Source organism: Arthrobacter sp. 754 (genome assembly GCF_040548695.1).
In the GTDB taxonomy this organism is placed as follows: domain Bacteria; phylum Actinomycetota; class Actinomycetes; order Actinomycetales; family Micrococcaceae; genus Arthrobacter.
This window is the reverse complement of sequence record NZ_JBEPSC010000001.1, coordinates 727905-752768: the sequence shown is the minus strand read 5'-3', so window position 1 is coordinate 752768 and position 24864 is coordinate 727905. Positions and strand designations below refer to the sequence as shown.

At 60.6% G+C, this 24864-nt stretch carries 27 protein-coding genes; 6 read left to right on the top strand and 21 right to left on the bottom strand.

Translation table 11 applies throughout. The features are described from left to right. Positions 1 to 28: 28 nt before the first annotated feature. The 3 genes from ABIA70_RS03525 (at position 29) to ABIA70_RS03515 (ending at position 2630) form a co-directional block, all read left to right on the top strand. The gene (locus ABIA70_RS03525) at positions 29 to 1039 is read left to right on the top strand and encodes a DNA-directed RNA polymerase subunit alpha (protein WP_108600151.1); all 1011 of its coding nucleotides are present in this window, start codon (positions 29 to 31) and stop codon (positions 1037 to 1039) included. 66 nt (positions 1040 to 1105) lie between these two features. Continuing rightward, positions 1106 to 1705: a 50S ribosomal protein L17 gene (gene rplQ, locus ABIA70_RS03520; RefSeq protein ID WP_354146202.1), complete on the top strand. Its 600-nt coding sequence runs from the start codon at positions 1106 to 1108 to the stop codon at positions 1703 to 1705. A 31-nt stretch (positions 1706 to 1736) separates the two neighbouring features. Further along, entirely contained in the window at positions 1737 to 2630 is an 894-nt protein-coding gene (locus ABIA70_RS03515; protein ID WP_354146201.1) for a tRNA pseudouridine synthase A, read from the top strand. Between the two features lie 39 nt (positions 2631 to 2669). Here the strand turns inward: ABIA70_RS03515 and ABIA70_RS03510 are convergent, their stop codons facing one another. After that, on the bottom strand, positions 2670 to 4337 hold the full coding sequence (locus ABIA70_RS03510) for a sensor histidine kinase (protein WP_354146200.1): 1668 nt from the start codon (positions 4335 to 4337) through the stop codon (positions 2670 to 2672). Positions 4338 to 4591: 254 nt separating this feature from the next. On the opposite strand from ABIA70_RS03510, the gene ABIA70_RS03505 reads away from it, so the two are divergent. Then, the gene (locus ABIA70_RS03505; protein WP_354146199.1) at positions 4592 to 5386 is read left to right on the top strand and encodes a response regulator transcription factor; all 795 of its coding nucleotides are present in this window, start codon (positions 4592 to 4594) and stop codon (positions 5384 to 5386) included. On the opposite strand, the gene ABIA70_RS03500 is transcribed toward ABIA70_RS03505, so the two are convergent. The 19 genes from ABIA70_RS03500 to ABIA70_RS03410 all read right to left on the bottom strand — a co-directional run bounded on the left by ABIA70_RS03500 (position 5383) and on the right by ABIA70_RS03410 (position 21525). Further along, complete coding sequence (locus tag ABIA70_RS03500) at positions 5383 to 5847, bottom strand: Hpt domain-containing protein (RefSeq protein ID WP_354146198.1); 465 nt, start codon at positions 5845 to 5847, stop codon at positions 5383 to 5385. The two genes, ABIA70_RS03505 and ABIA70_RS03500, sit on opposite strands and share 4 nt — an antisense overlap. Before the next feature lie 95 nt (positions 5848 to 5942). Next, positions 5943 to 6827 carry a type II secretion system F family protein gene (locus tag ABIA70_RS03495; protein WP_354146197.1) on the bottom strand — a complete coding sequence of 295 codons (885 nt, stop codon included), beginning with the start codon at positions 6825 to 6827 and terminating at the stop codon, positions 5943 to 5945. Between the two features lie 7 nt (positions 6828 to 6834). Beyond that, positions 6835 to 7767, bottom strand: a complete 933-nt coding sequence (locus ABIA70_RS03490) for a type II secretion system F family protein (RefSeq protein ID WP_354146196.1) — start codon at positions 7765 to 7767, stop codon at positions 6835 to 6837. A gap of 6 nt (positions 7768 to 7773) precedes the next feature. Continuing rightward, the gene (locus ABIA70_RS03485; protein ID WP_354146195.1) at positions 7774 to 9327 is read right to left on the bottom strand and encodes a TadA family conjugal transfer-associated ATPase; all 1554 of its coding nucleotides are present in this window, start codon (positions 9325 to 9327) and stop codon (positions 7774 to 7776) included. Next, complete coding sequence (locus tag ABIA70_RS03480; protein ID WP_354146194.1) at positions 9328 to 10524, bottom strand: CpaE/TadZ family protein; 1197 nt, start codon at positions 10522 to 10524, stop codon at positions 9328 to 9330. Beyond that, entirely contained in the window at positions 10521 to 11291 is a 771-nt protein-coding gene (gene cpaB / locus ABIA70_RS03475; protein WP_354146193.1) for a Flp pilus assembly protein CpaB, read from the bottom strand. The genes ABIA70_RS03480 and cpaB (ABIA70_RS03475) overlap by 4 nt, the downstream gene beginning before the upstream one ends. Positions 11292 to 11313: 22 nt before the next feature. Further along, positions 11314 to 12306, bottom strand: a complete 993-nt coding sequence (locus ABIA70_RS03470) for a pilus assembly protein TadG-related protein (protein ID WP_354146192.1) — start codon at positions 12304 to 12306, stop codon at positions 11314 to 11316. A gap of 38 nt (positions 12307 to 12344) precedes the next feature. Continuing rightward, positions 12345 to 12731, bottom strand: coding sequence for a TadE/TadG family type IV pilus assembly protein (locus ABIA70_RS03465; protein ID WP_354146191.1), 387 nt, complete (start codon positions 12729 to 12731; stop codon positions 12345 to 12347). 135 nt (positions 12732 to 12866) lie between these two features. Further along, the gene (locus ABIA70_RS03460) at positions 12867 to 13058 is read right to left on the bottom strand and encodes a Flp family type IVb pilin (RefSeq protein WP_354146190.1); all 192 of its coding nucleotides are present in this window, start codon (positions 13056 to 13058) and stop codon (positions 12867 to 12869) included. 266 nt (positions 13059 to 13324) lie between these two features. Further along, positions 13325 to 14203, bottom strand: a complete 879-nt coding sequence (locus ABIA70_RS03455) for a type II secretion system F family protein (RefSeq protein ID WP_354146189.1) — start codon at positions 14201 to 14203, stop codon at positions 13325 to 13327. A 9-nt stretch (positions 14204 to 14212) separates the two neighbouring features. Then, complete coding sequence (locus tag ABIA70_RS03450) at positions 14213 to 15154, bottom strand: type II secretion system F family protein (RefSeq protein WP_354146188.1); 942 nt, start codon at positions 15152 to 15154, stop codon at positions 14213 to 14215. 2 nt (positions 15155 to 15156) lie between these two features. Next, the gene (locus ABIA70_RS03445; RefSeq protein WP_502917154.1) at positions 15157 to 16644 is read right to left on the bottom strand and encodes a TadA family conjugal transfer-associated ATPase; all 1488 of its coding nucleotides are present in this window, start codon (positions 16642 to 16644) and stop codon (positions 15157 to 15159) included. Further along, positions 16641 to 17840: a CpaE/TadZ family protein gene (locus ABIA70_RS03440; protein ID WP_354146186.1), complete on the bottom strand. Its 1200-nt coding sequence runs from the start codon at positions 17838 to 17840 to the stop codon at positions 16641 to 16643. Before ABIA70_RS03440 ends, ABIA70_RS03445 begins: the two co-directional genes overlap by 4 nt. Next, on the bottom strand, positions 17840 to 18565 hold the full coding sequence (gene cpaB / locus ABIA70_RS03435) for a Flp pilus assembly protein CpaB (RefSeq protein WP_354146185.1): 726 nt from the start codon (positions 18563 to 18565) through the stop codon (positions 17840 to 17842). Before cpaB (ABIA70_RS03435) ends, ABIA70_RS03440 begins: the two co-directional genes overlap by 1 nt. Positions 18566 to 18616: 51 nt before the next feature. Continuing rightward, a complete protein-coding gene (locus ABIA70_RS03430) occupies positions 18617 to 19678 on the bottom strand; it encodes a pilus assembly protein TadG-related protein (protein ID WP_354146184.1) in 1062 nt (353 codons plus the stop codon). Continuing rightward, on the bottom strand, positions 19675 to 20082 hold the full coding sequence (locus ABIA70_RS03425) for a TadE/TadG family type IV pilus assembly protein (RefSeq protein WP_354146183.1): 408 nt from the start codon (positions 20080 to 20082) through the stop codon (positions 19675 to 19677). Before ABIA70_RS03425 ends, ABIA70_RS03430 begins: the two co-directional genes overlap by 4 nt. Before the next feature lie 88 nt (positions 20083 to 20170). Next, positions 20171 to 20365 (bottom strand): Flp family type IVb pilin, encoded by a 195-nt coding sequence (locus ABIA70_RS03420; protein ID WP_354146182.1) that lies wholly within the window; start codon positions 20363 to 20365, stop codon positions 20171 to 20173. A gap of 100 nt (positions 20366 to 20465) precedes the next feature. Beyond that, a complete protein-coding gene (locus ABIA70_RS03415) occupies positions 20466 to 20660 on the bottom strand; it encodes a Flp family type IVb pilin (RefSeq protein WP_354146181.1) in 195 nt (64 codons plus the stop codon). A gap of 280 nt (positions 20661 to 20940) precedes the next feature. Continuing rightward, positions 20941 to 21525, bottom strand: a complete 585-nt coding sequence (locus ABIA70_RS03410) for a prepilin peptidase (RefSeq protein ID WP_354146180.1) — start codon at positions 21523 to 21525, stop codon at positions 20941 to 20943. A gap of 376 nt (positions 21526 to 21901) precedes the next feature. Here ABIA70_RS03410 and rplM point away from each other — a divergent pair, with 376 nt between their 5' ends. Both rplM and rpsI read left to right on the top strand, forming a co-directional pair. Further along, entirely contained in the window at positions 21902 to 22345 is a 444-nt protein-coding gene (gene rplM, locus ABIA70_RS03405) for a 50S ribosomal protein L13 (RefSeq protein ID WP_015937805.1), read from the top strand. Positions 22346 to 22382: 37 nt separating this feature from the next. Continuing rightward, positions 22383 to 22889, top strand: a complete 507-nt coding sequence (rpsI, locus tag ABIA70_RS03400; RefSeq protein WP_131682862.1) for a 30S ribosomal protein S9 — start codon at positions 22383 to 22385, stop codon at positions 22887 to 22889. Between the two features lie 81 nt (positions 22890 to 22970). Here the strand turns inward: rpsI and ABIA70_RS03395 are convergent, their stop codons facing one another. After that, positions 22971 to 24797, bottom strand: coding sequence for an ArnT family glycosyltransferase (locus tag ABIA70_RS03395; RefSeq protein WP_354146179.1), 1827 nt, complete (start codon positions 24795 to 24797; stop codon positions 22971 to 22973). Between the last annotated feature and the right edge of the window lie 67 nt (positions 24798 to 24864).

The window sequence follows — 24864 nt, the reverse complement described above, 5'->3', positions numbered from 1 at the left end:
AGCGGATGCTCGCCGAAAGGAAACCTAAGTGCTCATTGCACAGCGCCCCACCCTCTCCGAAGAGGTCGTCTCCGAAAACCGCTCGCGTTTCATCATTGAACCGCTGGAACCGGGCTTCGGCTACACACTCGGAAACTCACTCCGCCGTACCCTGCTCTCCTCCATCCCCGGCGCTGCTGTCACCAGCATCCGGATCGATGGCGTGCTCCACGAGTTCACCACGGTTCCCGGTGTCAAGGAAGATGTCACTGAGATCATCCTGAACATCAAGAGCCTGTCGGTCTCCTCCGAACACGATGAGCCGGTTGTTGCTTACCTGCGCAAGCAGGGCCCCGGAGTCGTCACCGCCGCGGACATCGCTCCGCCGGCCGGCGTCGAATTCCACAACCCGGATCTGCACATTGCCACCCTGAACTCGAAGGGCAAGTTCGAACTCGAACTGACCATCGAGCGCGGCCGCGGCTACGTTTCGGCAGCTCAGAACAAGTCCGGCGACTCCGAGATCGGCCGTATCCCGGTCGACTCGATCTACTCGCCGGTCCTGAAGGTTACTTTCCGCGTGGAAGCAACCCGTGTTGAGCAGCGCACCGACTTCGACAAGCTCATTGTCGACGTCGAGACCAAGCAGGCCATCGCCCCGCGCGATGCCGTTGCTTCCGCAGGTACCACCCTGGTGGAACTGTTCGGTCTGGCCCGCGAGCTGAACACCGCAGCTGAAGGTATCGAGATTGGCCCGTCGCCGACGGATGCTGCCCTGGCAGCAGACATGGCACTGCCGATCGAGGATCTGGACCTCACGGTCCGTTCCTACAACTGCCTCAAGCGTGAGGGCATCCACACCGTGGGTGAACTCGTAGCCCGCTCAGAGGCTGACCTGATGGACATCCGTAACTTCGGTGCGAAGTCCATTGACGAGGTCAAGGCAAAGCTGGTTGAACTGGGCCTGTCCCTCAAGGACTCGCCTCCCGGTTTTGACCTCGCAGCACGCGCCGCAGCAATTGAAGAGAACGACGCCGACTTCGGCGACGACGAACTCTAAAACAGATCTTGGCCGGCGGGCACCACGGTGTGCCCACCACCGGCTTCCATATGAGGAGAAACAATTATGCCTACCCCCACTAAGGGTCCGCGCCTCGGAGGCGGCCCGGCTCACGAGCGTCTCATGCTCGCGAACCTGGCAGCAGCACTGTTCGAGCACAAGCGGATCACCACCACGGTGACCAAGGCCAAGCGGCTCAAGCCGTACGCCGAGCGCCTCGTGACCTTCGCCAAGCGCGGCGACCTGGCTTCACGCCGTCGCGTGCTCGGCCTGATCAGCAACAAGGGCATCGTCCACGAGCTGTTCACCGACATTGCCTCGGCAGTGGAGAACCGCGATGGCGGCTACACCCGCATCACCAAGATCGGCAACCGCAAGGGCGACAACGCTCCCATGGCTGTCATCGAACTGGTCCTCGAGCCGGTTTCCGCCAAGCAGGCCGTTGTAGCTGAGGCTACCTCTGCCGCCAAGCGCGACGCTGACAAGAAGGAAGCCGCTGCTGCTGCTCCTGCTGCCGAAGAAGCTCCCGAGGCTGAGGTCGTTGAGACCGAAGCTGTTGAGGCTCCTGCCGAGACCGAAGCTGCTACCGAAGAGGCTCCGGCCGCTGAGGAAGCCCCGGCCGAGGAAGCTGCTGCTCCCGAGGCCAAGGAAAAGGACGCGAAGTAATTCGCTGATTCCTTCGCATAGACTTGTGTCTATGAACGACCAAAAACCCGCGGCCCCCGGTACAGGGGGCGGCGGGTTTTTGCGTATCCGGTTTGATCTGTCGTACGACGGCGGCCCCTTCAATGGGTGGGCGGTGCAGCCGGGCATGCGGACCGTCCAAGGCGTGTTGGAAGAGGCGCTGGCGCTGTTGATCCGCAGGCCGATCCGCGTGACCGTGGCGGGCCGCACCGACGCCGGCGTCCACGCCCGCGGCCAGGTGGTCCACCTCGACCTGACCGAGGCCGAGTGGCTGGGACTGCCCCGGGGGCACGAACTCGATCCCGCCGTCGCACTTCTCCGCCGGATCCGCGGCGCACTGAGCCGCGGCCTTGGCGACCTGACCGGCTCCATTGAAGTCCACAGCGTCTCCCTGGCCCCTGAGGGCTTCGATGCGCGGTTCTCCGCCCTGTGGCGGCGCTACAGTTACCGCATTGCGGACGGCCCGGCGCTGTGGGACCCGCTGGAACGCTACTTCACACTCTGGCACCCTAATCCGCTCGACGTTTCACTGCTCAATGAGGGAGGCTCCAAGTTGCTGGGGCTGCAGAACTTCCTGTCGTTCTGCAAGCCTCGGGAAGGCGCCACCACCATCCGTGAGCTGCAGCGGTTCGAGTTTGCCCGCAGCGAGGACGGCGTCATTGTGGCCACCGTGCAGGCGGACGCCTTCTGCCACAACATGGTCCGTTCCCTGGTTGGCTCCGCCTTATACGTGGGCGAGGGCGTCGAGGAGCCCGGCTGGCTGCACGAGCGGCTGCTGGCCAAAAAGCGCGACGCCAAGTCCATCCTGGCCGCACCGCACCCGCTGGTCCTGGAGGAAGTGGCCTACCCCTCCGACAGCGAGATGCTGGCCCGCGCCGAGCTGACGCGGGCAGTGCGGCAACACTAGTCGCCGGACCCATGGATCGCGGGTCAGAACGACCGCGGGTCAAAACGACGACGGAGGCCCGTCTGCCGGGAGCGTCACCGTGAAGGTGCTACCCTTGCCGTGGTCACTGCTGCAGGTGACCCCGCCCCCATGGCGTTCCACGATCATCTTGGTGATGGACAGGCCGAGGCCGGCTCCGGGGATGGCTGCCGCGCGGGCCGAATCGGTGCGGAAGTAGCGGCGAAAAACCCGGGCGGCGTCGTCGGGGCTCATTCCCATCCCGGTGTCGTGGACGCGGAGCTGCACCAGGTCCCCGGTGGTGCCCGCGCTGATGTCCACCACACCGCCGTCGGGGGAGTATTTGATGGCGTTGGACACCAGGTTGTCCAGGGCCTGCCCGATTCGCAGCGGATCCGCGTACGCCCATAGTGGCGAGGGAATGTCGGCCGCCAGCCGGACGCCTGAACGGTCTGCCTCGGCGCGTGCGGAGTTCAGGCTGCTCTCCACCAGGCTGGCAAGGTCGGTGCGTTTGGGGTGCACTTTCAGGGCTGCAGATGCTGTGGCCGACAGGTCCGCCAGCAGGGCCAGTAGGCGTTCCGAGTTGCGCTGCACAACGGCGAGTCGCTGGGCGGTGACCGGGGACAGCTCATCGCTCGCTTCCAGGACGAGGTCCACGTTGCCCAGGATCGAGTTCAGCGGTGTCCTGAACTCGTGCGAGACGTTGGAGATCAGCTCCTCGTTCGCAGCCAGGGCCTCCACCCAGCCGGTCACGTCGCTGTAAACCACTACCGCGCCGTTGAGCCGGCCATCCTCGTTGACGAGTGGCCGAGCGGCTGTTGAGTAGGCGCGCTGGGCAGGTTCTTCCCCGGCCCAGACCAGGTAGTCGGCAAAGGATTCGCCGGCGATGGCCCTGTTGATGGGCCGCTTCTCGGGTGGAAGCAGGGTCTGCCTGTCCTGCCCGAAAATGAGCTGGTGCCCCTGGCCCGGCATCTCGTCCGCCACGCCGGTGGCCTGCCGGAAGATGCGCTGCCGGTTGTTCGTGACCAGGTACCGGCCTGAACGGTCGACGGCGGCAACGGCGACGTCGGTGGCGTCCAGGATGGTCATGAGCAGTTTCTCGCGCTCCGTGCTTTGCGCGAGCAGCTCCCGGAGTTCCTCGCCCATGCTCTGCAGCTGCCGCTGCTGGAGCCGCGTGTTGGCGCTGGCGAACCGGATGGCGAGTGAGACTGCGAGCATCATGAGCGGGAAAAGGATCAGTGAAGTGATGTCCGCTGCCGTGAGGTGGGGGAATTTGCCTGATATTGACGGGAGCATGATCAGGAGCGGCCCTACTGCGCTCAACACGAGGCTGGTCCGGACCAGGATGCCGGACGCGGCGAGCCAGATGACTGGGAAGACGACAAGGATGGCAAGGCCCGGAAGGAGCGGGGCCGCGCCGTTCCTCAGGAGGCCGATTGCGAGCAGGTCAAGGGCAGGAATTACCAGATAAGCGCTGTGCGGCAGGCGTTCCCAGGGAATGAGGAAACAGGCGAAGAAAAGGAGGATGTGGACTGCCATGCCGGCCAGGTACACAGGGCTGGCCAGGAGCGACGGCCAGACAAAGGGGGTCATGAATCCGAGCACGGAGACAATCAGGGAAAGCGGAAGCTGGCAGAGGGCCACCTGGGCGCGGGGCCCGAGGGTCCTGAAATAGAGGGTCACTCCCCGAAGCGGGGGTCGTAAAGGCATAGGGCGTCTCCAACTTTCCTGACGGCCCCAATTCCGTCGCAAATCAATTCCTGCCCCCAAATACCTCCGGGCAGTCAGTCCACCCTCTGAATCCTAATGTGTAACGGGTGTCATAGTTATTGACTTTTCACAAAGAAGGGCGAATTGGAGTGTCATCTGCCGTTCATACTTGTAGCGTATAGAGAGTTGGAGTGGTTGAGGGGATTGGCGCTGGGCTGATGGGGGCCTCTTCCACCTGGCATCAGGGAAAGTTAATGGAAGATCTTGGGGTAGCAGTAGTAATTGAAGACGATGCGGACATCCGCAACCTCCTGGAGGGGGTGTTGCGGCAGGCGGGATTCGAGGTCCATACCGCGGCCGACGGCCGGGAAGGCGTGGAGGTTGTCCGGCATAACAATGCGCAGGTTGTCACTCTCGACATTGGCCTTCCGGACATCGACGGTTTTGAGGTCCTGAGGCGGATCAGGTCCTTCAGTGATGCCTACGTGGTGATGTTGACGGGCAGGACGGACGAGCCGGATCTGCTCTCCGCCCTGAACGCGGGGGCGGATGATTACATCGCCAAGCCGTTCCGGCCGCGGGAGCTCCGGGCCAGGGTTGCCGCCATTATGCGCAGGCCCCGCCACGACATCAGCCGGCCACACCAGACTGCGGCAGCTTGGGCGGCTCCACCGGCGGCGCCGGCAACGTTCACCCAGGCGGGCGTCCTGCAGCACAACGGACTGGTGCTGAACTACCGGACCCGCACCGTGGCGATCGGTGAGGCCAACCTGGGGCTTACCCGCAGCGAGTTCGACCTCCTGCATACCTTGCTCCGCGGCGAGGGAGCCGTGTGCACCAGGTCCGATCTTGTTCGCGCGGTCCGGGGTGACCTCTATGAGCCAGATGCCTACATCAGCGAGGCCGATGAACGTGCCGTGGAGGTCCACATCGGGAATCTCCGCCGCAAGCTTGGGGAGGATCCGCAGTCACCACGCTGGCTGCAGACCGTGCGGGGCGTCGGCTACCGGTTGGCGCCTAAACGGTCAGATCTGCCGAGACGGCCCTAACTGTCCTTCAGGATGTAGCTGGCCTGCAGTTCTGAGACGGTCTGCAGGCCGTGCTCGGCCACGCTTTCCAGCAGTAATTCGCCTTGGACGAAGTCGGTCCTGCGGATGGCGTCCTCGAGGGCCTGGGCCAGCACCGCCAGGCGGAGCCCGCCCACCATGGTGGACGCGATCCGCAGGCTGATGACGGCGTCCAGGGCGGCCGGGCGGTCCTGGATGCTAACTGCGGCCGCGAGTTTGCCGAAGCGCTGGTCCCACAAAGCGGCATAGTCGCGGGCGAATGCCTGGGCGAGGTGGGGACCGTCCAGTTCCTCCTCCAGCTCCGCCAGGATCTCCGGTTCAACCCACCGTGCCTCCGCGGCGTCTGCTGTGGGTAAGTCCGGGCCTACGTCCGCAACGGGGCCCGCTGCCGACGGCTGAGCTGGAACACCCCCGCTGCTGGAGGTGATTGGTGGACTGTCCATGAGTTCAAGGCTACTTCCTGTAATCACTCGGGCGCCTGTTTTTACTAGATCCTGTGGAAAACTTGAGTCATACTTGCCCCCGGGAGTTCAAGCCGTCATTGGCTGCTGAATGTGACAACCGTGTTGATAACGGCCGGGCCGAGGATTGCTATGAAAAGGACCGGGAAGATGAAGAACAGCAGCGGAAAGAGGATCATCACCGGGAGTTTCATCGCCTTTTCTTCGGCCCGCTGGCGGCGTTTGACCCGCATGACCTTGGCCTGGATCCGCAGCACCCGGCTAATGGCAATGCCGTAAGTATCCGCCTGGACAACTGCCTGGACGAAGCTCCGCAGTTCCGGAATGTTGGTCCGCTCGGCGAGGGCCTGGTAGGACTCCCGGCGGCTCCGGCCCACCTGCATGTCCTGTAGGGTCCGGACCAGCTCCTCCGCCAAGGGTCCCTTGCCGTTTTCGCCGGCGCGGGCCATCGCCCCCTCAAAGCCGAGACCGGCCTCCACGGAAATCAGCATCTGGTCAAGCGTGTTGGCCAGCTCAAGCTGCATGGCCTTCTGGCGCTCCATGCCTTTGCTGTAGAGCAGCAGGTCCGGGATGAAGTAGCCAAGGAAGAGCAGGAAGAGGCCGGCGAGCTTCATGATCGGCGTGGTGCCGACTGCGCTCATGTAGAGGCCAAAGGAGGCGCCGGCTATGCCGAGGGCAATTTTCGAGCCGAGCACCTTGCCTAGGGGCATGGACAGCGGACGTCCGGCGAGCGACAGCAAGCGGTCGAGCTTACGGACGTAGGCAGGGGGAGTCAGGCGGTGACCGATCCCGGCCACAATGCCGGGAGTGTTCTTCTCGGCCGTCTCAGTTGCCTGGTGGCCCCGGGTAAGGATGGCCACAGTGGCAGTTCGGGCCTTCCTGTCGACGGAGAGGATGGACCAGGTCAGGTAACCGATGGGGACGGATACCAGCAACAGCGAGAAGATTATCAGCGGACTCATCATCGCCTCAGAACTTCAGATCGATGATTTTGCGCATCCACAGGCTGCCGATCGTCATGAGTACCACGGATGCTCCGATCATGGCCCATCCCAATGGATGGGTGAACATGGAGTTCATGTAGCCGGGGTTGACGGTCATCAGCATCAGCACGATGCCGAAGGGCATCGCAATGAGAATGTAAGCGGAGAACTTTCCCTCTGCGGCGAGGGACTTGATGTGTCCTTTGATTTCGCTGCGTTCGCGAATGGTTTCGTTCACCTGGTCCAGAACCTCGGCCAGGTTGCCGCCCACTTCGCGGTTGATCTGGATGGCCTGGGCGATCCAGACGAAGTCCTCGTTCCGCATGCGTTCCGACGTGTCAGTCAAGGATGCCAACAGATCGCGGCCCAGGCTGGTCTCGGTGATGACGCGTCGCATCTCCTCGGATGTGGGGCTTTGCGACTCGGCCGCGGCTGCGTCGATGGCGCGCAGAATACTGTGGCCCGCCCGAAGGCCTCCCGAAAGCAGTTGCAGTGTGTCACCGAGCTGCGCATCGAACTTTGCCCGCCGTTTCCCGGCAAGGAATCCAAGCACCACGTGTCCTACGACGGGTGCCAGGACAACCAGCAGGACGGAGATCACTGGTACCCCGATTACCAAACCCACGAGGGCCCCCACCATGGCACCGGCAATGACCAACACCATGTATTCGGTTTGGGTGAAGCGGACACCGGCGTTCTCTAATGCGTCGCGGTTGTAGAGCCGGACGTTCCTGGTTCCAAGGAACCGGTCCAGGGCACCCACCGTCGCATCGGCCAGCCGGGTAAGGTTCGACGGCGGATCGGCTTGGAAGGGACGTCGCCGGTCGAGCGCGATTTCGCGAGTACTGGGCAGTATCAGCACGAAGCCCAGCACGATGGGGGCAAGGAACAGGAGCGCGGCTCCAACGACGATGAGCATCTCGTTCTAGGCCTTTCCGCTGCCGGCTGGGTTCGCACCAGCAGGACCCCCACCAGCTGGGGTGGCAAACACCGACGGCGATACGTGGATTCCAAGGTCCTCGAAACGGTCAATGAAGCGCGGCCGGATTCCGGTGGCCACAGGCTTGCCCAGGAACCGCCCGTGGGCGTCCACACCGGCGGAGTAGTCGAACACAAACGCATCCTGCAAGGTCACGATGTCCCCTTCCATGCCTTGGACCTCGGTCACGTGGGTGATTCGGCGGGATCCATCGCGAAGGCGCGAGATCTGTACGATCAGGTTCACTGCGGAGGCAATTTGCTCGCGGATGGCCCGCAGGGGCAGATCCATGCCGGCCATCAACACCAGCGTTTCCAAGCGGGCGACGGCGTCGCGCGGTGAGTTGGAGTGCACCGTCGACAGGGAGCCATCGTGGCCGGTGTTCATGGCCTGCAACATGTCCAACGACTCGCCTCCGCGGACCTCACCCACCACGATGCGGTCTGGGCGCATACGCAAGGAGTTCCGGAGGAGCTCGCGAATGGTCACCTCACCTTTGCCCTCGGTGTTCGGCGGGCGGCTTTCCAGCCGGACCACATGGTTTTGCTGGATCTGGAGTTCCACAGCATCTTCAATCGTTACGATCCGCTCGTCCGCCGGCAGGAAGGATGACAAGACGTTGAGCAGGGTGGTTTTTCCAGTACCGGTTCCGCCCGAGACGATGATGTTGAGCTTGGCCTTCACGCAGGCGTTCAGCAGTTCTGCCATCTCGGGAGTGAGTGTGCCGAAATCGATGAGGTTACGGACAGTGAGGGGTACCTTGCTGAACTTACGGATGGTCAACGAGGAGCCGCCGACGGCCAGGGGAGGGATCACCGCATTGACACGGGAACCGTCTTCCAGACGCGCATCCACCAGGGGAGAGGACTCATCAATGCGGCGGCCCACCTTGGATACAATGCGTTCAATAACCTTGCGGAGGTGCTCCTCCGAACTGAAGCGCGAGTCTGCCAAGGTGAGGTGGCCCTTACGTTCCACGTAGATCTGGTCCATGCGGTTAACCATGATTTCGGTGACTGCAGGATCGTCAAGCAGGCGCTGCAGTGGGCCGTAACCCAGGACGTCATCTGCCACATCTTGGACCAGCCGCGTGCGCTCCTCTGCGGAGAGCGGAACTTGTTCGGCGTCGATGATACGCGTGAGCTCTTCGCGGGCAGAGGTCTTCAGTTCGTGCTCCGTGATGGCGGAGTCGTTGAACCGGGCCCCGAGTCGTTCAAACAAGGCCGTCGCTGCCCGTTGTTTAAGGGCGGCGAAAACATCGACGGGTTGTTGGAGTCTTGGCTTCGGCTCTTCAATGTGCGCGCTGGCGGGCGCGACAGCGGCGGCTGCGGGTGCCGTCGTCGTCCGTTTTTCCTGGGTCTGTTCCAGCCACTGCACCCGCTGGGCGGGAACCTCGGGACGCGGCACGTCGAGCGTGGGAGCGGAGGCCTTGGCAGATGCGGGCGGGGCAGGCGGTTGGGTTTTCGCCTGCGCGGCATTGATGCGCTCTGAAAGTTTCATCTAGACCACTACCCTTCGGTGCAGTTTGCGCTGGGACTTTGCCCGCCACGCAGGGTTGAATCGCTCCACGAGGTGATTAAGCCCCTTGACGGCAGGGTCCTTCACTGGCTCTTGGAGGACCGGGATTCCTCGGTTTGTGGACAGGGCAACTGCGCGGGAGCGTGGGATGCTCACATCAATGGGCGCCCCGATCGTTGACTCGAGGTCCTGGACGGTGAGGCCGTTCTTGGAGTCAGCCATGTTGAGCACCACGTGGCGGGTGTCGGGAACGATATTTAGCTGGCGCAGGATATCCAGGCCGGAACGCAGACCACGCACGCTGGGGATGTCCATTCCGCTGACCCAGACCACATCGGTGCACTTTTCCATAGCCGCCAGGCCAATCTCGGGCAGCCCCGGCGCGGTATCCACAACCACGTACTGGAACTGCTCTGACAGCTGTTCGATCAGCCGGCTGATCTGGTCCGGAGTGATCTCGTCGGCATCGACCGGAGTGGGGGGAGCGCAAAGGGCGTAGATGCTGCCAGGATGCACCGTGAGGAAGGCCTTGAGGACCAGGGAATCCTGGCTTGCGGCCGGGGATACGGCGTCGGTCACGGTGTGTTCCGGGTTCAGATAGAGCCCTGAGGCGACGTCACCGAACTGGAGGTCGAGATCCACAATGACGACGCTCATGGGTGCGATCTTTCCCAACCCGATGGCGATATTGGTGGCGATGGTGGTTTTGCCCACGCCGCCCTTGGGAGAGAAGACGCCGATCACCAGTCCCTTGTTGCTCTGAGCCTCCTGCTGGGGTGCGAGTGTGCGGTGCCGGCTGGCGAAGGACTGGCTGGCACGCTCCAGCAGGACCCGCAGCTGGGCGGCGTCCGAATCGGGGGAGGCGATATCGGTGATGCCCGCACGCATGGCATGCAGGAGGAAGTCGGGCTCGGGTTCTGCGGCGACAATCACGGCGAGTTCGGGGAAGCTGACCTTCAGGACAGTAGCGAAACGGAGTGCTTCGTCCAACGGGACCTCAGGTCCCATAATCAGGACCTCAGGCTGTTCTTGGTCCAGGCTCGCAAAGAGCTGGTGCGGGTCAGCGGGCAGCATGCTGGTGGAGAAGGTCTGCACACCACCCTGCAGACCACCGGCGACGGCCTGGCGGAGACGGGAGTCGAAGTCAGCATCCGGTGTGATGAGGACGAAGCGGCTCATTTGTAGAGGTCCTGCCTGGTCATGACGCGGGGTCCGCTGTCGGTAGCGTCGAGGGGTTCCTTGCTGAGCCAGACGGAGGCGAATTCTGACGCGAAGACAATCTTGTCCGCGTTGATGTCGTTCACGGCAACGGTCACCATCAGGGAACCGGTGGGGAGATTGACATCCCGCGGGTCCGGTGCGGGCGCATCGGTTGCCGTGGGGGCGGGCTTTGCCACCGCCCCTTCCGGAGCGCGTTGAATGGCGGTGACTAGCACTTTGTGGATGGAGAGCTGGACGGTCTCCTTATCCGGCTTCGCCTCGATCCCGCCATTGGGAAGGGAGATGAAGATGCCGACGGTGTCTCCGGGGGCCAGGCGTCCGCCCACGACGCGCTGAGGTTCAAGCTGGAAAGAGACTTCCTGAAGCCCTGCCGGAACATGCACCGAGCCGGCGGTCTTCAATTCTTCGGGGGAGACTAGACGTTCGGCCAGAAGCTGCTCACCGGGGACAAGGTCTGCGGCGGTTACCTTTCCAACTGCTCCGTCCAGCGTGTTAAGCGCGGTTTTTGCTACAGCGGTGCCCGGAATTTGATGAACTTCCACGGCTGCTTTGAGGGTGTCGACGGACGACCCGGCAGGGACTGCCTTGCTGACAACGAGGACCCCCACCGGGTCCAGACCGCTGACGGCCCGCTGGTCTGCGCCCTGGGCGTACGACACCACGATGACCGCCCCTACGATGGCCAGCAGGACTGCGACCACGCCTGCCAACAAACGTGACTTCACTGAATGCTCCTGTAGTTACTAATCATGGTGGCGTACTGGCCGGGAAACCAACGACCGTGGCGCCATCCGGCTTGACCTCACCCAATGTGTAGCCCTTCGCCAGGGAAACGTATTTGACGAACGTTCCGATAATTCCGCGGCACGGTTCCCTGCACTCCAACGCCGCCGGAACGTCCGGTGTTCTATTGCGGAAGGTGTAGGGAAGCCCCGGGTTGCCAACCTTCCACCCGGCAACTTTGAACGCGGCGAAAGTGGTAAGCCCGAAAACTGCATTTGTTCCTGTGCCGGTCACTTTATTGAAAATCGGCAGCAAGATGATGACGTCCTTGCCGGCGTTCATGTCTGCTGCCCAGGAGTTCAGTGTGTCTTCACAGTGGGGGGGCGAATTATTTCCGGTATCGCCGTTGCCCTCGGCCGCTGCGATGTCCACAACAGCTCCGCACGAATTGAGGTCTTGCTGGAGACCACCGAACCCGCCTTCAACTGCTGCGCCGGACGGTCCGTAGAAACAGCCGGGATTGGCTCCGGTTCCATGGAGGCGAAGGAGCTGCATAACGTCTGTCTGGCCGCGGACTTGGCAGATGGATACCGTAATAGGAAAGACGGTCAGTCCTTTTTCCGGGCTGCCCCAAACGACGGTCGACGGGGCATTAACCTCGGTGGTGTTGAAGCCCAGTGCGCGGGCAAGAAAGAGGGACACCTGATTTGGGGCGTGACCGGCTTCCTGGGATCCGACGGTGGCCGTCACGGTGCGGGTAGTCGTGTTGAGCACTATCGACTTGATATTGCTCAGTCCATCATTCGCGTTGCGGTTCGCGAGGCTCCTTGCCAGGGAAGAGGTGCTAGAGCAGTCGACGTCGCTGGTGTTTTTCGCGCACTTTTGGGCCACCGCCAAGGCTGCAGCGTCCGCTCCGTTTCGGAGTTGGGCGCGCTCGGCATACATCATGGCGACGTCTACGGCCATGGCGCCGAAGCCCAAAAGGGCTACCAGTATAATGGCGACGATCACGCTCACGGCGCCGCGTTCGCCGTCGATATTCTTCTTCGTTGGTGCTAGCCGCCGCACAGCATGGCTCCGTTGCCGGTCATCGTGAACGGTCCTGCTATTCCGGTCAGAGAGGACAGGGAATATGTGATGGTCACTGTAGCCTGGGGACTTGTCCCGGTGCTGACCATCGAGGGGCATGGCGTACCAAAAACTATGTTGGCGTCCTGCAAGCCCGGCTTCAGGGAAACCGCTGCGGACTTTGCTGCTGACCGCGCTGTGGTTGGGTTGCCGGTGATTGCCATCACCCGCACGCCTTCGCGGGCAGCGGCGGAAAGCGAAGCCTGAGCGTTATAGGCGCGGCTGAATTCCATAATGCCCAGCAGCAGCATGACAAGGACGGGTGCCACGATCGCAAACTCGACCGCAACGGCTCCGCGCTCGTTGTTCTGCATACGGTGCACCTTTGGTTGAACTGGTTCTATTGCATGGGCGTAGTTGGAAACACGATGTGCGGCGCAGGTACGCCTCCTGCACCGCACACATCGTTGGATAACACTTGTAACGGGTGGTGTGCACCCGTCCGAGGCCTAAAGCTCGGCGTTGATGTTTTGGAAGAACCCATTCAAGGTCCCGCCCAGAGTGCTGACTGCGACGATGATCACGACGGCGATGAGGCCAACCATGATGCCGTATTCGACGGCGGTCGCGCCCTTTTCATTGCTGAGGCGGTTCTTGAGGTTGAAACCGATGGTCTGAAGCGTGGCGATGAGAGAAAGCATTTCGTTACTCCTGAGCGAGTTGGGGTGGCTGGTCCTGCACCAGCTCTGACAAAAACATAGCAACGCTTGATGGCATATTGACGGGAATTTGCAGCATCCTGTGCTAAGGCTTCCCAAGGGGCTCATTTCCTGCGCTTATCCTTGGTTTCCGCTGCGAAGAAACTTGGAATCCGTGGCGTTCGGGCACACACAAACGGACCCCCTCGGTTCTGGGTTCCGAGGGGGTCCGGTCTTTGGGGCGCCCTAAGGCGCAGTGGGTCGGCTAGTTAGCTGAATGCTTCAACGATCTTGATCGCCGCCGGTCCGAGGAGCACGATAAAAAGCACCGGGAAGATGCAGAGGAGGAGAGGGAACAGTACTTTGACAGGGAGCTTCATCGCCTTTTCCTCGGCGCGCTGGCGGCGCTTTACTCTAGCCTGCTTCGCCTGGGTCCGAAGGACCTTAGCTATTCCGATGCCGTACTTGTCTGCCTGTACAACTGCCCTGACAAAACTACGAAGATCCTGAACTGAGGACCGCTGGGCCAGAGCTTCATAAGCTTCCTGCCGGGGACGACCAACTTGGATGTCCTGCAGCGTGCGGGTGAGTTCCTGTGCCATAGCTCCTCCACCATTGCCGCCAGCCCTTGCCATGGCCGCCTCAAAGCCCAGGCCGGCTTCAACGGAGATCAGCAGTTGGTCAAGGGTGTTGGGCAGTTCGAGCTCAATCTCCTGCTGGCGCTTCACTCCGGCGTTATAGATCAGCAGATCCGGAAGGAAATACAGAAGAGCGGCCAGGAATATGCCCAACGCGATGACTTGAGCGGACGGAGAATTAGCGTAGAGGAAAAGTCCAATTGCCGCGCCGCCTACGGCCAGCAGAGGCTTGGCAATAATCAGCCTGTCCAGTGGCATCGATGTGGGCCGGCCGGCCAGGGAGAGCCACCTGTCCAGCTTAGCCTCGTAGCCTTTGGGCGTTAGTCGCTTGGACAGAACCAGGAACGCCGGGGATCGCTGACCTATGCTGCCACCGTCTTGTGCGAAGCCTTGGGTCAGGTTGACCCGGACAGCCAAAATGCCTTTCCGGTCCGACGTCACAACGCCCCAAACGAGGTACGACATGGGCAGTACGATGAGCGCAATAAACAGCCATTCAATGGGAGCCATCGTTTTTCCTTAGAACTTGATCTTCACGACGCGGCTCATCCAGAACCCGCCGACGGCGAACATAACCAAAGCGCCAACCATCATCAACACGCCCAGCGGCTTTTCAACGAAGACGTTGAGGTAGCCGGGATTGATGAAAGCCAGTACGAAGGCAACCCCGACGGGCATAGCCATCAGGACATAAGCGGACATGCGTCCTTCAGCGCTGAGGGATCTGATCTGACCCTTGATTTCACTTCGCTCCCGGATGGTTCCCGCGACTTGCTCCAATACTTCGGCCAAGTCGCCGCCCACTTCGCGATTGATCTGGATGGCCTGGGAAATCCAATGGAAGTCTTCGCTGTCCATGCGCTCCGCGACGTCGTCGAAAGCGATCCGGGCGTCCTTTCCGATCCTCGTCTCATTGACGATCCGGAGGAGTTCCTCGGACGTTGGTGCGTCAGCCTCGTTGGCTGCCGCTTCCACTGAGCGAAGAACGCTGTGGCCGACCCTAAGGCCGCCGATAAGCATCTGGATGGTGTCTGTGAGTTGGCTTTCAAACTTCGCTCTCCGCCTGTCCCTGAGAACACTGAGTGCTACACGGGCAAGGAACGGGGTGGCAACGCCGGCCATCATTCCCAGGACTGGGTGTGTCAGCAGCGCTACGAATGCGGCGATGAGGACTGAAGCAATGCCGACACCGACGGTGAAGTCGGCTGGTGCAACCTTCACGCCTGCGTTGTAAAGGACTTCCCTGTTGTAAGGCCCCCCTGAGTCTCCGATGACGTTTTCGACAGCGGTCACAGCGGACTGCGACATCCGCGAGACCGCAGACTTGTCAGGTTCGGCCGCCGGGCGCCTACGCTCGAGAGGAATCGAGCCCAAAGTCGGTTTGAAGACGACAAAGACCACTAGGAGGATTGCCACCAGGCAGAGCGCCACTGCCACAATAAAGACGAACGGCGTATCCACTGCTACCGCCTCCCGACGGGCACGGCGCCAGTGCTGAAGATGGCTGGTGAGACTGCAATCCCCAGTTCCGAAAAGCGGTCCAGGAACCTTGGCCGAATGCCTGTTGCAATTGGTTTTCCGAGGAATCGTCCCTGCGAATCCACGCCCGCGGAATAGTCGAAGAGGAAGGCGTCCTGCAATGTGACGATTTCCCCTTCCATACCTTGAACCTCGGTAACGTGGGTAACGCGGCGAGTGCCGTCCCGGAGGCGGGTCACCTGAATAATCAGATCGACCGCAGACGAAACCTGTTCCCGGATCGCCCTCAAGGGGAGATCCATCCCCGCCATCAGGACAAGAGTTTCAAGCCTGGCGATCGCATCCCTCGGAGAATTGGCGTGCACCGTGGACAACGAGCCGTCGTGGCCCGTATTCATGGCCTGAAGCATGTCCAGCGATTCCCCGCTTCGGACTTCCCCGACGATAATTCTGTCCGGCCTCATGCGGAGCGAGTTCCGGACAAGCTCGCGGATACTGACCGCACCCTTGCCTTCAATGTTGGGTGGGCGGCTTTCAAGACGCACAACATGTTCCTGCTGCAACTGAAGTTCGACAGCATCTTCGATGGTGACGATTCGGTCTTCTGGTGGAATGAACGATGACAGAACGTTGAGCAGTGTGGTTTTGCCTGTTCCGGTGCCCCCCGAAACAATGATGTTCAAGCGTGCCCGTACACAGGCGCTGAGCAATTCCGCCATCTCTGGAGTCAGTGAGCCCCAATCGATAAGGTTCTGCACTGTCAACGGCACGTGACTAAACTTTCGAATGGTCAACGACGGGCCATTGACTGCGAGAGGGGGGATGATGGCGTTCACACGGGAACCGTCCTCGAGACGAGCGTCTACCAGAGGAGAACTCTCGTCGATCCTGCGGCCGACCTTGGAAACGATTCGCTCGATAACGGTCCGGAGATGCTCATCCGAGCTGAACCTGGTCCCTGTCAACGTCAAGTGTCCGTGGCGTTCGATGTAGATCTGGTCAAAGCGGTTCACCATGATTTCGGTGACCGATGGGTCTTCCAGCAGACGCTGCAGCGGACCATAGCCCATCACTTCGTCGGCAATCTCGCGGATCAGCCGACGACGTTCCTCAGGCGTTAGAGGAACCTGTTCCTGATCTATGACTGACGAGAGCTCCTCCACGGCAGTTGCCCGGAGACTCTCTTCTGATGAAGCGGTGTCTCCGAAGCGAGTGCCCATCCGCTCGAACAGCGCTTGAGCTGCTCTCTGCTTGAGGCCCGCAAGAGCATCTACAGACTGTGAAGGGGCTGCGGTCAAGCCTGAAGCCCCGGAAAGCAATGGCCCGTGGGACGTCGGGGTCGGCGGGGCAGCAGGAACAGGGATGGCAGCGGATTCCGAGGTCCCTGCCGGTGCCTGGGTGTCGGCAGTGACTTCGGGACGGCTGCCGGAAGCACCGCCGGCGGACCTGGAAAGACGATCTGAGAGTTTCACGAGACAACCACCCGTCGGTGCAGCTTGGTATGTGTGGAGGAGATCCATTGAGGATCAAACCGGTCGACCAGTTTCTTGAGCCCTTTGGCCGCAGAATCTCTTGCATTGCTTTGCAGAATAGGAACGCCTCTGTTCGTCGAGAACGGCAGGGTCCGTGAGCGCGGAATGACAGCGTCAATCGGCATCCCGATCGTTGCTTCGACGTCCTGTACGGAGATACCGCTTTTCCGGTCAGCGAAGTTCAGGACGGTGTGCCGGCCTTGCGGCAGGAGCTGAAGCTCCCGCAGTACGCCGAAGCATTTATGCAGTCCTCGGATGCTCGGCACGTCCATTCCGCAAACCCAGACACCGTCGGTAGCCAACTCAAGGGCGGCCAGGCAGTGCTCGCCGAGCCCGGGAGCAGTGTCAATGACAACGTATTTGAACTCGCTTGCCAGCTGGTTGATCAGCCTGGTGACGTGTTCCGCAGAAATGTAATCCGATTCAGCAGGTGTTTTGGGTCCACAGATCGCATATATTCCGGCCGGGTGCACGGTGAGGAATGCTTTGAGCACCATGGAGTCCTGTGAAGCGGCCCCGTGGACTGCGTCGGAGATGGAGTGTTCGGGCTCCAGGAGGAGCCCTGAGGCCACATCGCCGAACTGCAGGTCGAGATCGACGATGACCACGCTCATCGGGGCAACTTTTCCCAAACCAATGGCAAGGTTCGTGGCGACCGTGGTCTTACCTACGCCGCCTTTGGGCGACATCACTGAGATTACGCGTCCTCGATCCTGTGCGCCCTCTGCTGCCGGAGCCATACCGCGACGCCGGCTTGCAGATGCGAGGCAGGCACGTTCCAGCAGGACACGGAGATCGCTGACGCCAATCTCAGAGGTGACAACATCCCGGATTCCCGCGTGCATGGCCCGCATAACTAAGTCCGGCTCCGGTTCAGCGATCAGCAGCAGGCTGATCTCGGGATACTGGAGATCAAATACTGTAGCCAGCTTGAGGGCCTCGTCCGGCATGACCCCAGGGCCAAGGATAAGGACCTCAGGCGGTGAACCATTGAGCTGTTTGAAGACGTCGTCCGGCCCGCCTGAGAGTATGTCGGGAGACAGGGTCTGGAGCTCCCCATGGAGTGCCCCGGTAATTGCCTGGCGAACCCTGCCCTCAAAGTTGCGGACTGCAGTGATAGCCACGAAACGGCTCATTAGAACAGCCCTCCGAAGGTTGTAACGGGCGGATTGGTCTTGGCTGTGTCTGCGGTCTGCTTGGCCAGCCAGAGTTTCCCGAATTCCGCGCTGAAGACCAGCTTGGCGGCGTCGGCGTCGTTTCTGGCAACGGTGATGAAGGCAGAGCCACTGGGCATTTCCACAGCCTTCTCCGAGGTGCCTGAGCCGGAGCCCTCTTTCGATGGCGATGGAGCTTTCTGCACTGCCGTAATAAGAACATCGTGGAAGAGCAAGCCGGTTTTCTGATCGTCTTTTTCGAATGAAGTGAATATAGTCACCGTGTCTCCGGCTTCAATCCGACCACCCAGGATTCGTTCGGGCGACAGCAGAAGAGTGACTTCCTCAAGGCCTTGGGGAACCGGCACAGTGCCAGGAGTCAACTCGCGGGGATCTACCAGACGGGCTGAAAGCAACTGTTCCCCTGGCTCAAGGGCAACTGCTGTGACTTTCCCCGCCTGTTGGTCGAGGCTGGTCAGGGCACCCTCCGGAACGGCAGACTTCGGCAGCGCTTGGGACCGGACCTTGCCGGTAAGATCTGCCGACGAGGTACCGGCCGGTACCTGTTGGGTGACAACGAGGACGTCCACAGGCTCAAGGCCTGCCTGCGCTCGGGCGGAGGCGCCCTGGACATAAACAAAGAGGAGAATTGCTCCGACTACTGCAAGCAGTAATGCAGCCAGGCCTCCCAGTAGGCGTGATTTCACTTCGTTTGCTCCTTCATGATGGTGATAAAGCGAGATAGGTGATGGGCGGTTCTATTTAGTTAGATGAACCTTTGTGGCACCGAAGTTGAAACTTCCACTGGCGGCCACGGTGCCCTCGTCGATGGTGACGAAGCGAGTGAAATAGCCTTGAAGTCCCCTGCACTCACCGCTGCAGTCCGGGGCGAGATCGTCGTCGACCTCTAAGGAGCCGCCGAACCTGTAGCCAGTGACTTCAAATGCGGCAAACCCGATCAGCTTGTACTTTGTTTTGTCGCCGCCTCCATCCAAGGCGGAGCTGAAGAGTGGAATGAGTACGGGTTCGTTAAGGATCCCGGCTAGCACGTCTTGGCAGACTTTGTCGCTTCCCCCAACTTTGGGAAACGAGTTTCCCGGTTGGCCCAAGACCGTGCCGCCTGCAACGATGTCCGTCGAGCACTCAGCATTTGGTACCAGCCATCCGAAGCCGCCGGGTTCATAGCCGTTCTGAACGGCGCAGCCAGGGTAGTCGGGGGCATTTTTGTCGTATCGAAGCAGAATGTGTGTAGGTATGGGGTCGCCCGTGAATTTTCCGCTGGTGTCGAGTTCCGTCAGCTGGCTTGGCGTGAGGTACTTACGGAACACGCACTCGCTGACGGTCCACGGAAGTGTGGAACCAGAGCCAGGAGGGCCCCAAGATACCTCAGCGGCTGCAGTGATGCCTGTGGCGTCCATGCCTAAGACCTTGGCGAAGAAGAGGGAGAAATGATCTGCTCCGGTCCCGGCCTCACGGGCGTTCGTTTCCACCCGAACTGTATTGGCGTTAGGCTGCGTGACGGAAAAAACTCCCGTGGAAGCGTCGTTCGCATTTTCGTTAGCCAGCCGATTGGCGGATGCAGCCATGGCGGCAGTGCAATTCAGCCCTTTGGCGCAATCGCCGCCAATCGCCAAGGCAGTCGCGTCGGCTCCGTTCTGCACCTGCGCCTTCTCCGCGTACATTGCCCCGACGTCCACCGCCAAGGCGGAGACACCCAGGAGAGCCACCATCAGCACAGCCACAAATATCGTCGCAGCGCCCCGCTGAGGTTCCTGCTTTGTGTTCCTTGAGCCGGCCTTGGAAAAAGGAAGTCGCGTCATCCGCCACATCTCATTACCCCCACTCCAGTCATTTTCAGCGGAAAGACGCCTGGTGCGCCGAAGAAGCCAGCGTCAAGAAAACCTGTCATCGAGGACAGGGTCACCTTCGTGGTGACAGTGACGTTCGCCCCAGAAGTGCAGCTGGTTGCATTATTGGTGACTGTCACTCCGAGTCCGGCCAAAGCCGGCGCCGCAGCGAGAGCGGTTCCGCTGACGTCCAGTCCCGCTTCGCTGTGGTGAATGGCTGCGTAGCGCGCGCCTTCGCGGGCTGCCTGGGTCAAAGACACCTGGACGTTCAGGGCTCTGCCGAATTCGATAATTCCCAGAAGTATCAGCAGCAGCAGCGGGAGAACGATTGCCATCTCGACCGCTACAGCGCCTCTTTCCTTCCTGTCTGACTGCATGACTCTCCCCAGTGCGTCCCCGCGGTTTTAGTGAAAAGTTGGGCTCTTGTGGTGGCCAAGTTTGGTCACCACAAGAGCCCTTGGAGCCCTAAAGGGCTGTCGAAACTTGGGTGAAGAGGTCTGCGACCTTCGGACCAAGGACGATGACGGCCGCCATAACCACTACTGCGATGAAGGCGACCATGATGCCGTACTCCACCATGGTGGCGCCTTTCTCATTTGTGCTAAGGCGGGTCTTGGCGGTGTAAAGCACCGACGTGAGTGTTGCAAGGAATGCGTTCATTTTCTAGTCCTAACGGAAGTTGGAGCCGAGGCCGCCATACGTGCCGGGCGGGGGACAAAACGTGCGGGGTGCAGTTCCGACCCCCGTTTCCGGCCTGGACCTAGATGGCGTTCGATACGCTTGTGAAGAGGCCTGCGATCTTCGGGCCGAGAATGATGACGGCTGCCATCACCAGAACTGCGATGAAGGCAACCATGATGCCGTATTCAACCATCGTTGCGCCCTTTTCTTCGCGGTTAAAGCGATCCTTGACGCCGGCGATGAAAGCAGTCATTGAGACCATAAGAGAAGTCATTGTATTTTCCTTAATTCGATGAAATTTGAAATGGATACTTTCAACGAATTTCCAGCTGCCCCCATAATTCTTAGCGGTTGCCGGACTTCGCTAAGAAGAGATTGTCATTGGGGGTTCGACGCATCAATGCGTAGTTGTACTCGACTTTTTCAGGGGCCCCTATATGTGCGTACTCAGAACTCTCACGCGAGTACTCATAAAGCTAAAGGCATCTACGGCTGACTACTTGGACCCTTGCTGACCAGGCAGTCAGGGATGGAGGCAATGCTCGAAGCCTGTACTAGGGCATCAATGCGGAAATTGCCAGTACTGCCCCGACCATGGACGGCCCATGAGCCACCTCTGACGGGCGCTGTTTGCTGCTTCGTGCTACGACAAGCACGGTGACAAGGCCGTTCAGAATGAAACCCAGCAGTCCGCCGTACAGGAGTTGGCTCCAGCCTAGGTACCCCAAGTAGAGGCCCACGGGCGCAGCGAGCTTAACATCTCCCATTCCCAGGCTTGCTGGCGAAATTAACGCCAGAATCAGGTAGATGACAAAGAGAATCGTGGCGCTGGCCAGAGCGCGAACGAGACTGGACCACGGCTCCCCGCCAAATGTGGCGCCGAAAAAGAGCAACAGGCCCCCTGCCATTAGGGCAAGAACCAAGGGGTTCGGCAGTAAATGCAGGGAGACATCAATTCGGGCCAGCTGCACACCAAGAATGACGAAGAGGATGAATGCGGGCAATGCTAAATGCGCACCGAATCGGAACGCAAAGGCTGCACAGAAAACGGCGGTGACTATCGACGTCGTGATCCTTGCGCTCATAACAGGCGGCGGACCGACGCGGGGGAGGAGCCTGGCAATGAGCAGCTCAGTCAAGGGTGAGAGAGTGAGTCCGAAGAGGCCAATGGCGGCCACGAACAGTGGTCCGGCTGAGCCAGCGTCACCCCAAGAAGTCACTGCGTCCCCTGCATCGTCGGGCCGGCGGACGGCGAAGGACCTGTCCGGTCAGTCCATTTTGACCCTGGGGCCCGGTTCAAGCTAACATTGGTAGTCGTTGTGCGTGTCCTTTCTCGATGATGCGTGCCCGCTTGAGAATCCGGTTGCAGGATAACTACTCAACGTGCACATTCGGGACCTTAGGATGACTGGTTACATAGAGCCCTCACCTCTGTTCCGGTAGCGCATAGATAGTAGGTGCACACCTTAAGTGACGCCTAGACAAGAACGCCAGAACAAGAACGAGGCAAAAACCGTGCGTACGTACACCCCGAAGCCCGGCGATATCAACCGCCAGTGGCACGTCATTGACGCCACAGACGTTGTCCTTGGTCGTCTCGCGAGCCAGACCGCAATCCTGCTGCGCGGCAAGCATAAGGCCACCTTTGCGTCCCACATGGACATGGGCGACTTCGTCATCATCATCAACGCTGAGAAGGTTGCCCTAACCGGCGCCAAGCTGGAGCAGAAGCGCGCATATCGCCACTCCGGCTACCCGGGCGGCCTGACCTCCGTCAACTATGCGGAACTCCTGGAATCCAACCCGGTCCGCGCCGTTGAGAAGGCCATCAAGGGCATGCTCCCCAAGAACTCCCTCGCTGCACAGCAGCTGGGCAAGCTGAAGGTGTACCGCGGTGCCGAGCACCCCCACGCCGCCCAGCAGCCCAAGACTTTCGAAATCACCCAGGTCGCCCAGTAGTCCTGGCCACCAACAACTTATCTATACAAGGAGAATCGTGGCTCAGAACGAAGAGACCACCGAAGCCGTTGAGGCTGAGGAAACCCTGACCAGCTACACCTCTGAAAGCGGAGCTGCTGAAGCTGCTGCGCCGAAGAAGGAGCGCCCGGCACTGACCGTTGCCGGCGCAGCTGTTGGCCGCCGCAAGGAAGCTGTTGCCCGCGTCCGCGTTGTGCCCGGCTCCGGCAAGTGGACCATCAACGGCCGCGCGCTGGACAACTACTTCCCGAACAAGCTGCACCAGCAGGACGTCAACGAGCCCTTCAAGATCCTTGATCTTGACGGCGCCTATGATGTCATCGCCCGCATCCACGGTGGCGGCATCTCCGGCCAGGCCGGCGCACTGCGCCTCGGCATCGCCCGTTCACTGAACGAGATCGACATCGAGAACAACCGCGCCATCCTCAAGAAAGCCGGCTACCTCTCACGTGACGCCCGCGTCATCGAGCGTAAGAAGGCCGGTCTCAAGAAGGCCCGTAAGGCTCAGCAGTACTCCAAGCGCTAATCCCGTTTGCACGGAAGCCCGTCCCGCCAATGGTGGGGCGGGCTTTCTGCGACTCAAAGAACACTCATTTTGGAAGAACACTCACTTTGGCAGCCGCTGCCGAAGATCAAAAACGTCCATCGAACCTATTTGCTCAGAGACGAAGTTGGCCCGCACCCAGTCGGTTACTTCGTCGGCAAACTCCGCCTCGGGCTCGATGTCCTGAGAATCGTGCCGCACAAGGTAATACCTCAGCTGACCGGATTCGATGTAGTCGTTGAACTGAGAAATTCTGGGGTATGGGGTACTACCGTTAAACCCTCCAACAGGAATTACCGGTAACTCTAGGCTGAGCTGATAATGGGCGGCATTCAGGGAACCCGGAGAAGCTGCAGCCCAGCGTGACTCTACGTTCCCTGATTGGACGAGGAACTCTACGACATCGGCGTCGGCCGGGTGGCCGAGAGCGGACCCTCTGATCCGCTGGCTATTGCCGTCAGGCCAAAGAGACGGATCAGGCGAATCCAGAACCGCATGGCTTCCGATCATGGAAGCGGCCGGGGAAACTCCCGTGTGGGGACTGGCGATGGCAGAAACGGAAAACAACAAGGGTCCTAGCGCGCAGGTCGCAGCAGTGAAGGCGACAGCGGAACGGCGTGCAATTCGATGGCGGAGCCGAAACACGATCAGTTCGCAGCTGATCAGGCACAAAGCCACAACGGCCAACGCGAAAACAGGTCCCAACGATGAGGCATTTGTTAGGTATCCAAAAGCAATAATTCCACTTGCCAACACTGCGGAGGACAAAACGAGCCTGTACGGTAGCCACCTTTGGGCAGGCCGGAGTATCTCCCAGGTTCCACCAATGAGCATCGCAATCGGCGGCGCTAGGGCAATCAGGTAATACGGATGTATGACGCCGCCCATGAAGCTGAAAACAGCCGCGTAGCTCAATAGCCAGCCGCCCGCAAAGAGCAGAGTTGCGCGGCGAGGGTCTAGACGGGGCTGGTGGCGGAGGTAGACCAGCGCCGCGACCAGAACAAGAATGGCTGCTGGCAATAACCACGCACCCTGGCTCCCGAACGACGAATACTGTATTAGCCTGAGCAGTCCGGGAGTCGCCGGGGTTTGCCCCGGCGTCCCTCCCCCTGCCGCCCCCAGAATCCGGCCCAGGCCGTTCTGCCTGAGAAGGACTTCAACGAAGCTGTTGGTGAACGACCCCCCGGCATAAGGTCTGTCGTCTGGTGGTGTCCCCTCCGCCAGGACTATCCACCAACCTGCTGTTACGGCGACCGCGGCTAGACCTGCGAACAGCTGCAGCAGTCGCCGTTTGAGGCGTCCGGGACCGGAATACAAGTACACCACCCCTAGGGCCGGTAGCAGCAGCAGTGCTTGCGCAGATTTCGTTAGGAATGCGAGGCCTATGACTGCCCCGGCGCCCAGTACCCAGCGCCACCGTCCATCTTCCGACGCCAGAACCATGAAGTAAGTTGCCAGCGTCAGCAAGAATAAGAGAAGCGCATCCGGATTGTTATAACGAAACATCACCGCGGCCGCGGGAGTCAGCAGCATGATTATGCCCGCTACCATGGCAGAACTGTGACGAAAGTGGCGGCGGACTATGAGGTATGTGAGGACCACCGTCCCAACCCCGAGAAGTGCCTGCGGCACAAACAGGCTCCACGAGCTTAGGCCGAACAGTCGGATCGATAGGGCCGTGAGCCATAGGCTTGCTGGTAATTTATCAACGGTGATGCTGTTGCCACTGTCCGAGGAACCGAAGAAGAATGCCTTCCAATCCTCAGCGCCAGCCTGGGCGGCCGCCGCATAATAGCCATTGCCCCAGCCATTCAAATCCAGGCGCCAAACGTAGGCAACAGCAGCAGAAATGACAAGCGCGGCCAGTCCTACTGCTTCTCTTCGCTTCAATGCCGTACCTCCCGCTCGCCGCAGCCGGTAACACTGCGAGACCCCAATGCTCTGTAGGCGAACATAC

Excerpts from the sequence above, each read along its gene's own strand:
- rplQ (WP_354146202.1), top strand. The coding sequence starts at position 1,106 with ATGCCTACCCCCACTAAGGGTCCGCGCCTCGGAGGCGGCCCGGCTCAC.
- ABIA70_RS03515 (WP_354146201.1), top strand. The coding sequence starts at position 1,737 with ATGAACGACCAAAAACCCGCGGCCCCCGGTACAGGGGGCGGCGGGTTT.
- ABIA70_RS03510 (WP_354146200.1), bottom strand. The coding sequence starts at position 4,337 with ATGCCTTTACGACCCCCGCTTCGGGGAGTGACCCTCTATTTCAGGACC.
- ABIA70_RS03505 (WP_354146199.1), top strand. The coding sequence starts at position 4,592 with ATGGAAGATCTTGGGGTAGCAGTAGTAATTGAAGACGATGCGGACATC.
- ABIA70_RS03500 (WP_354146198.1), bottom strand. The coding sequence starts at position 5,847 with ATGGACAGTCCACCAATCACCTCCAGCAGCGGGGGTGTTCCAGCTCAG.
- ABIA70_RS03495 (WP_354146197.1), bottom strand. The coding sequence starts at position 6,827 with ATGAGTCCGCTGATAATCTTCTCGCTGTTGCTGGTATCCGTCCCCATC.
- ABIA70_RS03490 (WP_354146196.1), bottom strand. The coding sequence starts at position 7,767 with ATGCTCATCGTCGTTGGAGCCGCGCTCCTGTTCCTTGCCCCCATCGTG.
- ABIA70_RS03485 (WP_354146195.1), bottom strand. The coding sequence starts at position 9,327 with ATGAAACTTTCAGAGCGCATCAATGCCGCGCAGGCGAAAACCCAACCG.
- ABIA70_RS03480 (WP_354146194.1), bottom strand. The coding sequence starts at position 10,524 with ATGAGCCGCTTCGTCCTCATCACACCGGATGCTGACTTCGACTCCCGT.
- ABIA70_RS03465 (WP_354146191.1), bottom strand. The coding sequence starts at position 12,731 with ATGCAGAACAACGAGCGCGGAGCCGTTGCGGTCGAGTTTGCGATCGTG.
- ABIA70_RS03460 (WP_354146190.1), bottom strand. The coding sequence starts at position 13,058 with ATGCTTTCTCTCATCGCCACGCTTCAGACCATCGGTTTCAACCTCAAG.
- ABIA70_RS03455 (WP_354146189.1), bottom strand. The coding sequence starts at position 14,203 with ATGGCTCCCATTGAATGGCTGTTTATTGCGCTCATCGTACTGCCCATG.
- ABIA70_RS03440 (WP_354146186.1), bottom strand. The coding sequence starts at position 17,840 with ATGAGCCGTTTCGTGGCTATCACTGCAGTCCGCAACTTTGAGGGCAGG.
- ABIA70_RS03430 (WP_354146184.1), bottom strand. The coding sequence starts at position 19,678 with ATGACGCGACTTCCTTTTTCCAAGGCCGGCTCAAGGAACACAAAGCAG.
- ABIA70_RS03425 (WP_354146183.1), bottom strand. The coding sequence starts at position 20,082 with ATGCAGTCAGACAGGAAGGAAAGAGGCGCTGTAGCGGTCGAGATGGCA.
- ABIA70_RS03420 (WP_354146182.1), bottom strand. The coding sequence starts at position 20,365 with ATGAACGCATTCCTTGCAACACTCACGTCGGTGCTTTACACCGCCAAG.
- ABIA70_RS03415 (WP_354146181.1), bottom strand. The coding sequence starts at position 20,660 with ATGACTTCTCTTATGGTCTCAATGACTGCTTTCATCGCCGGCGTCAAG.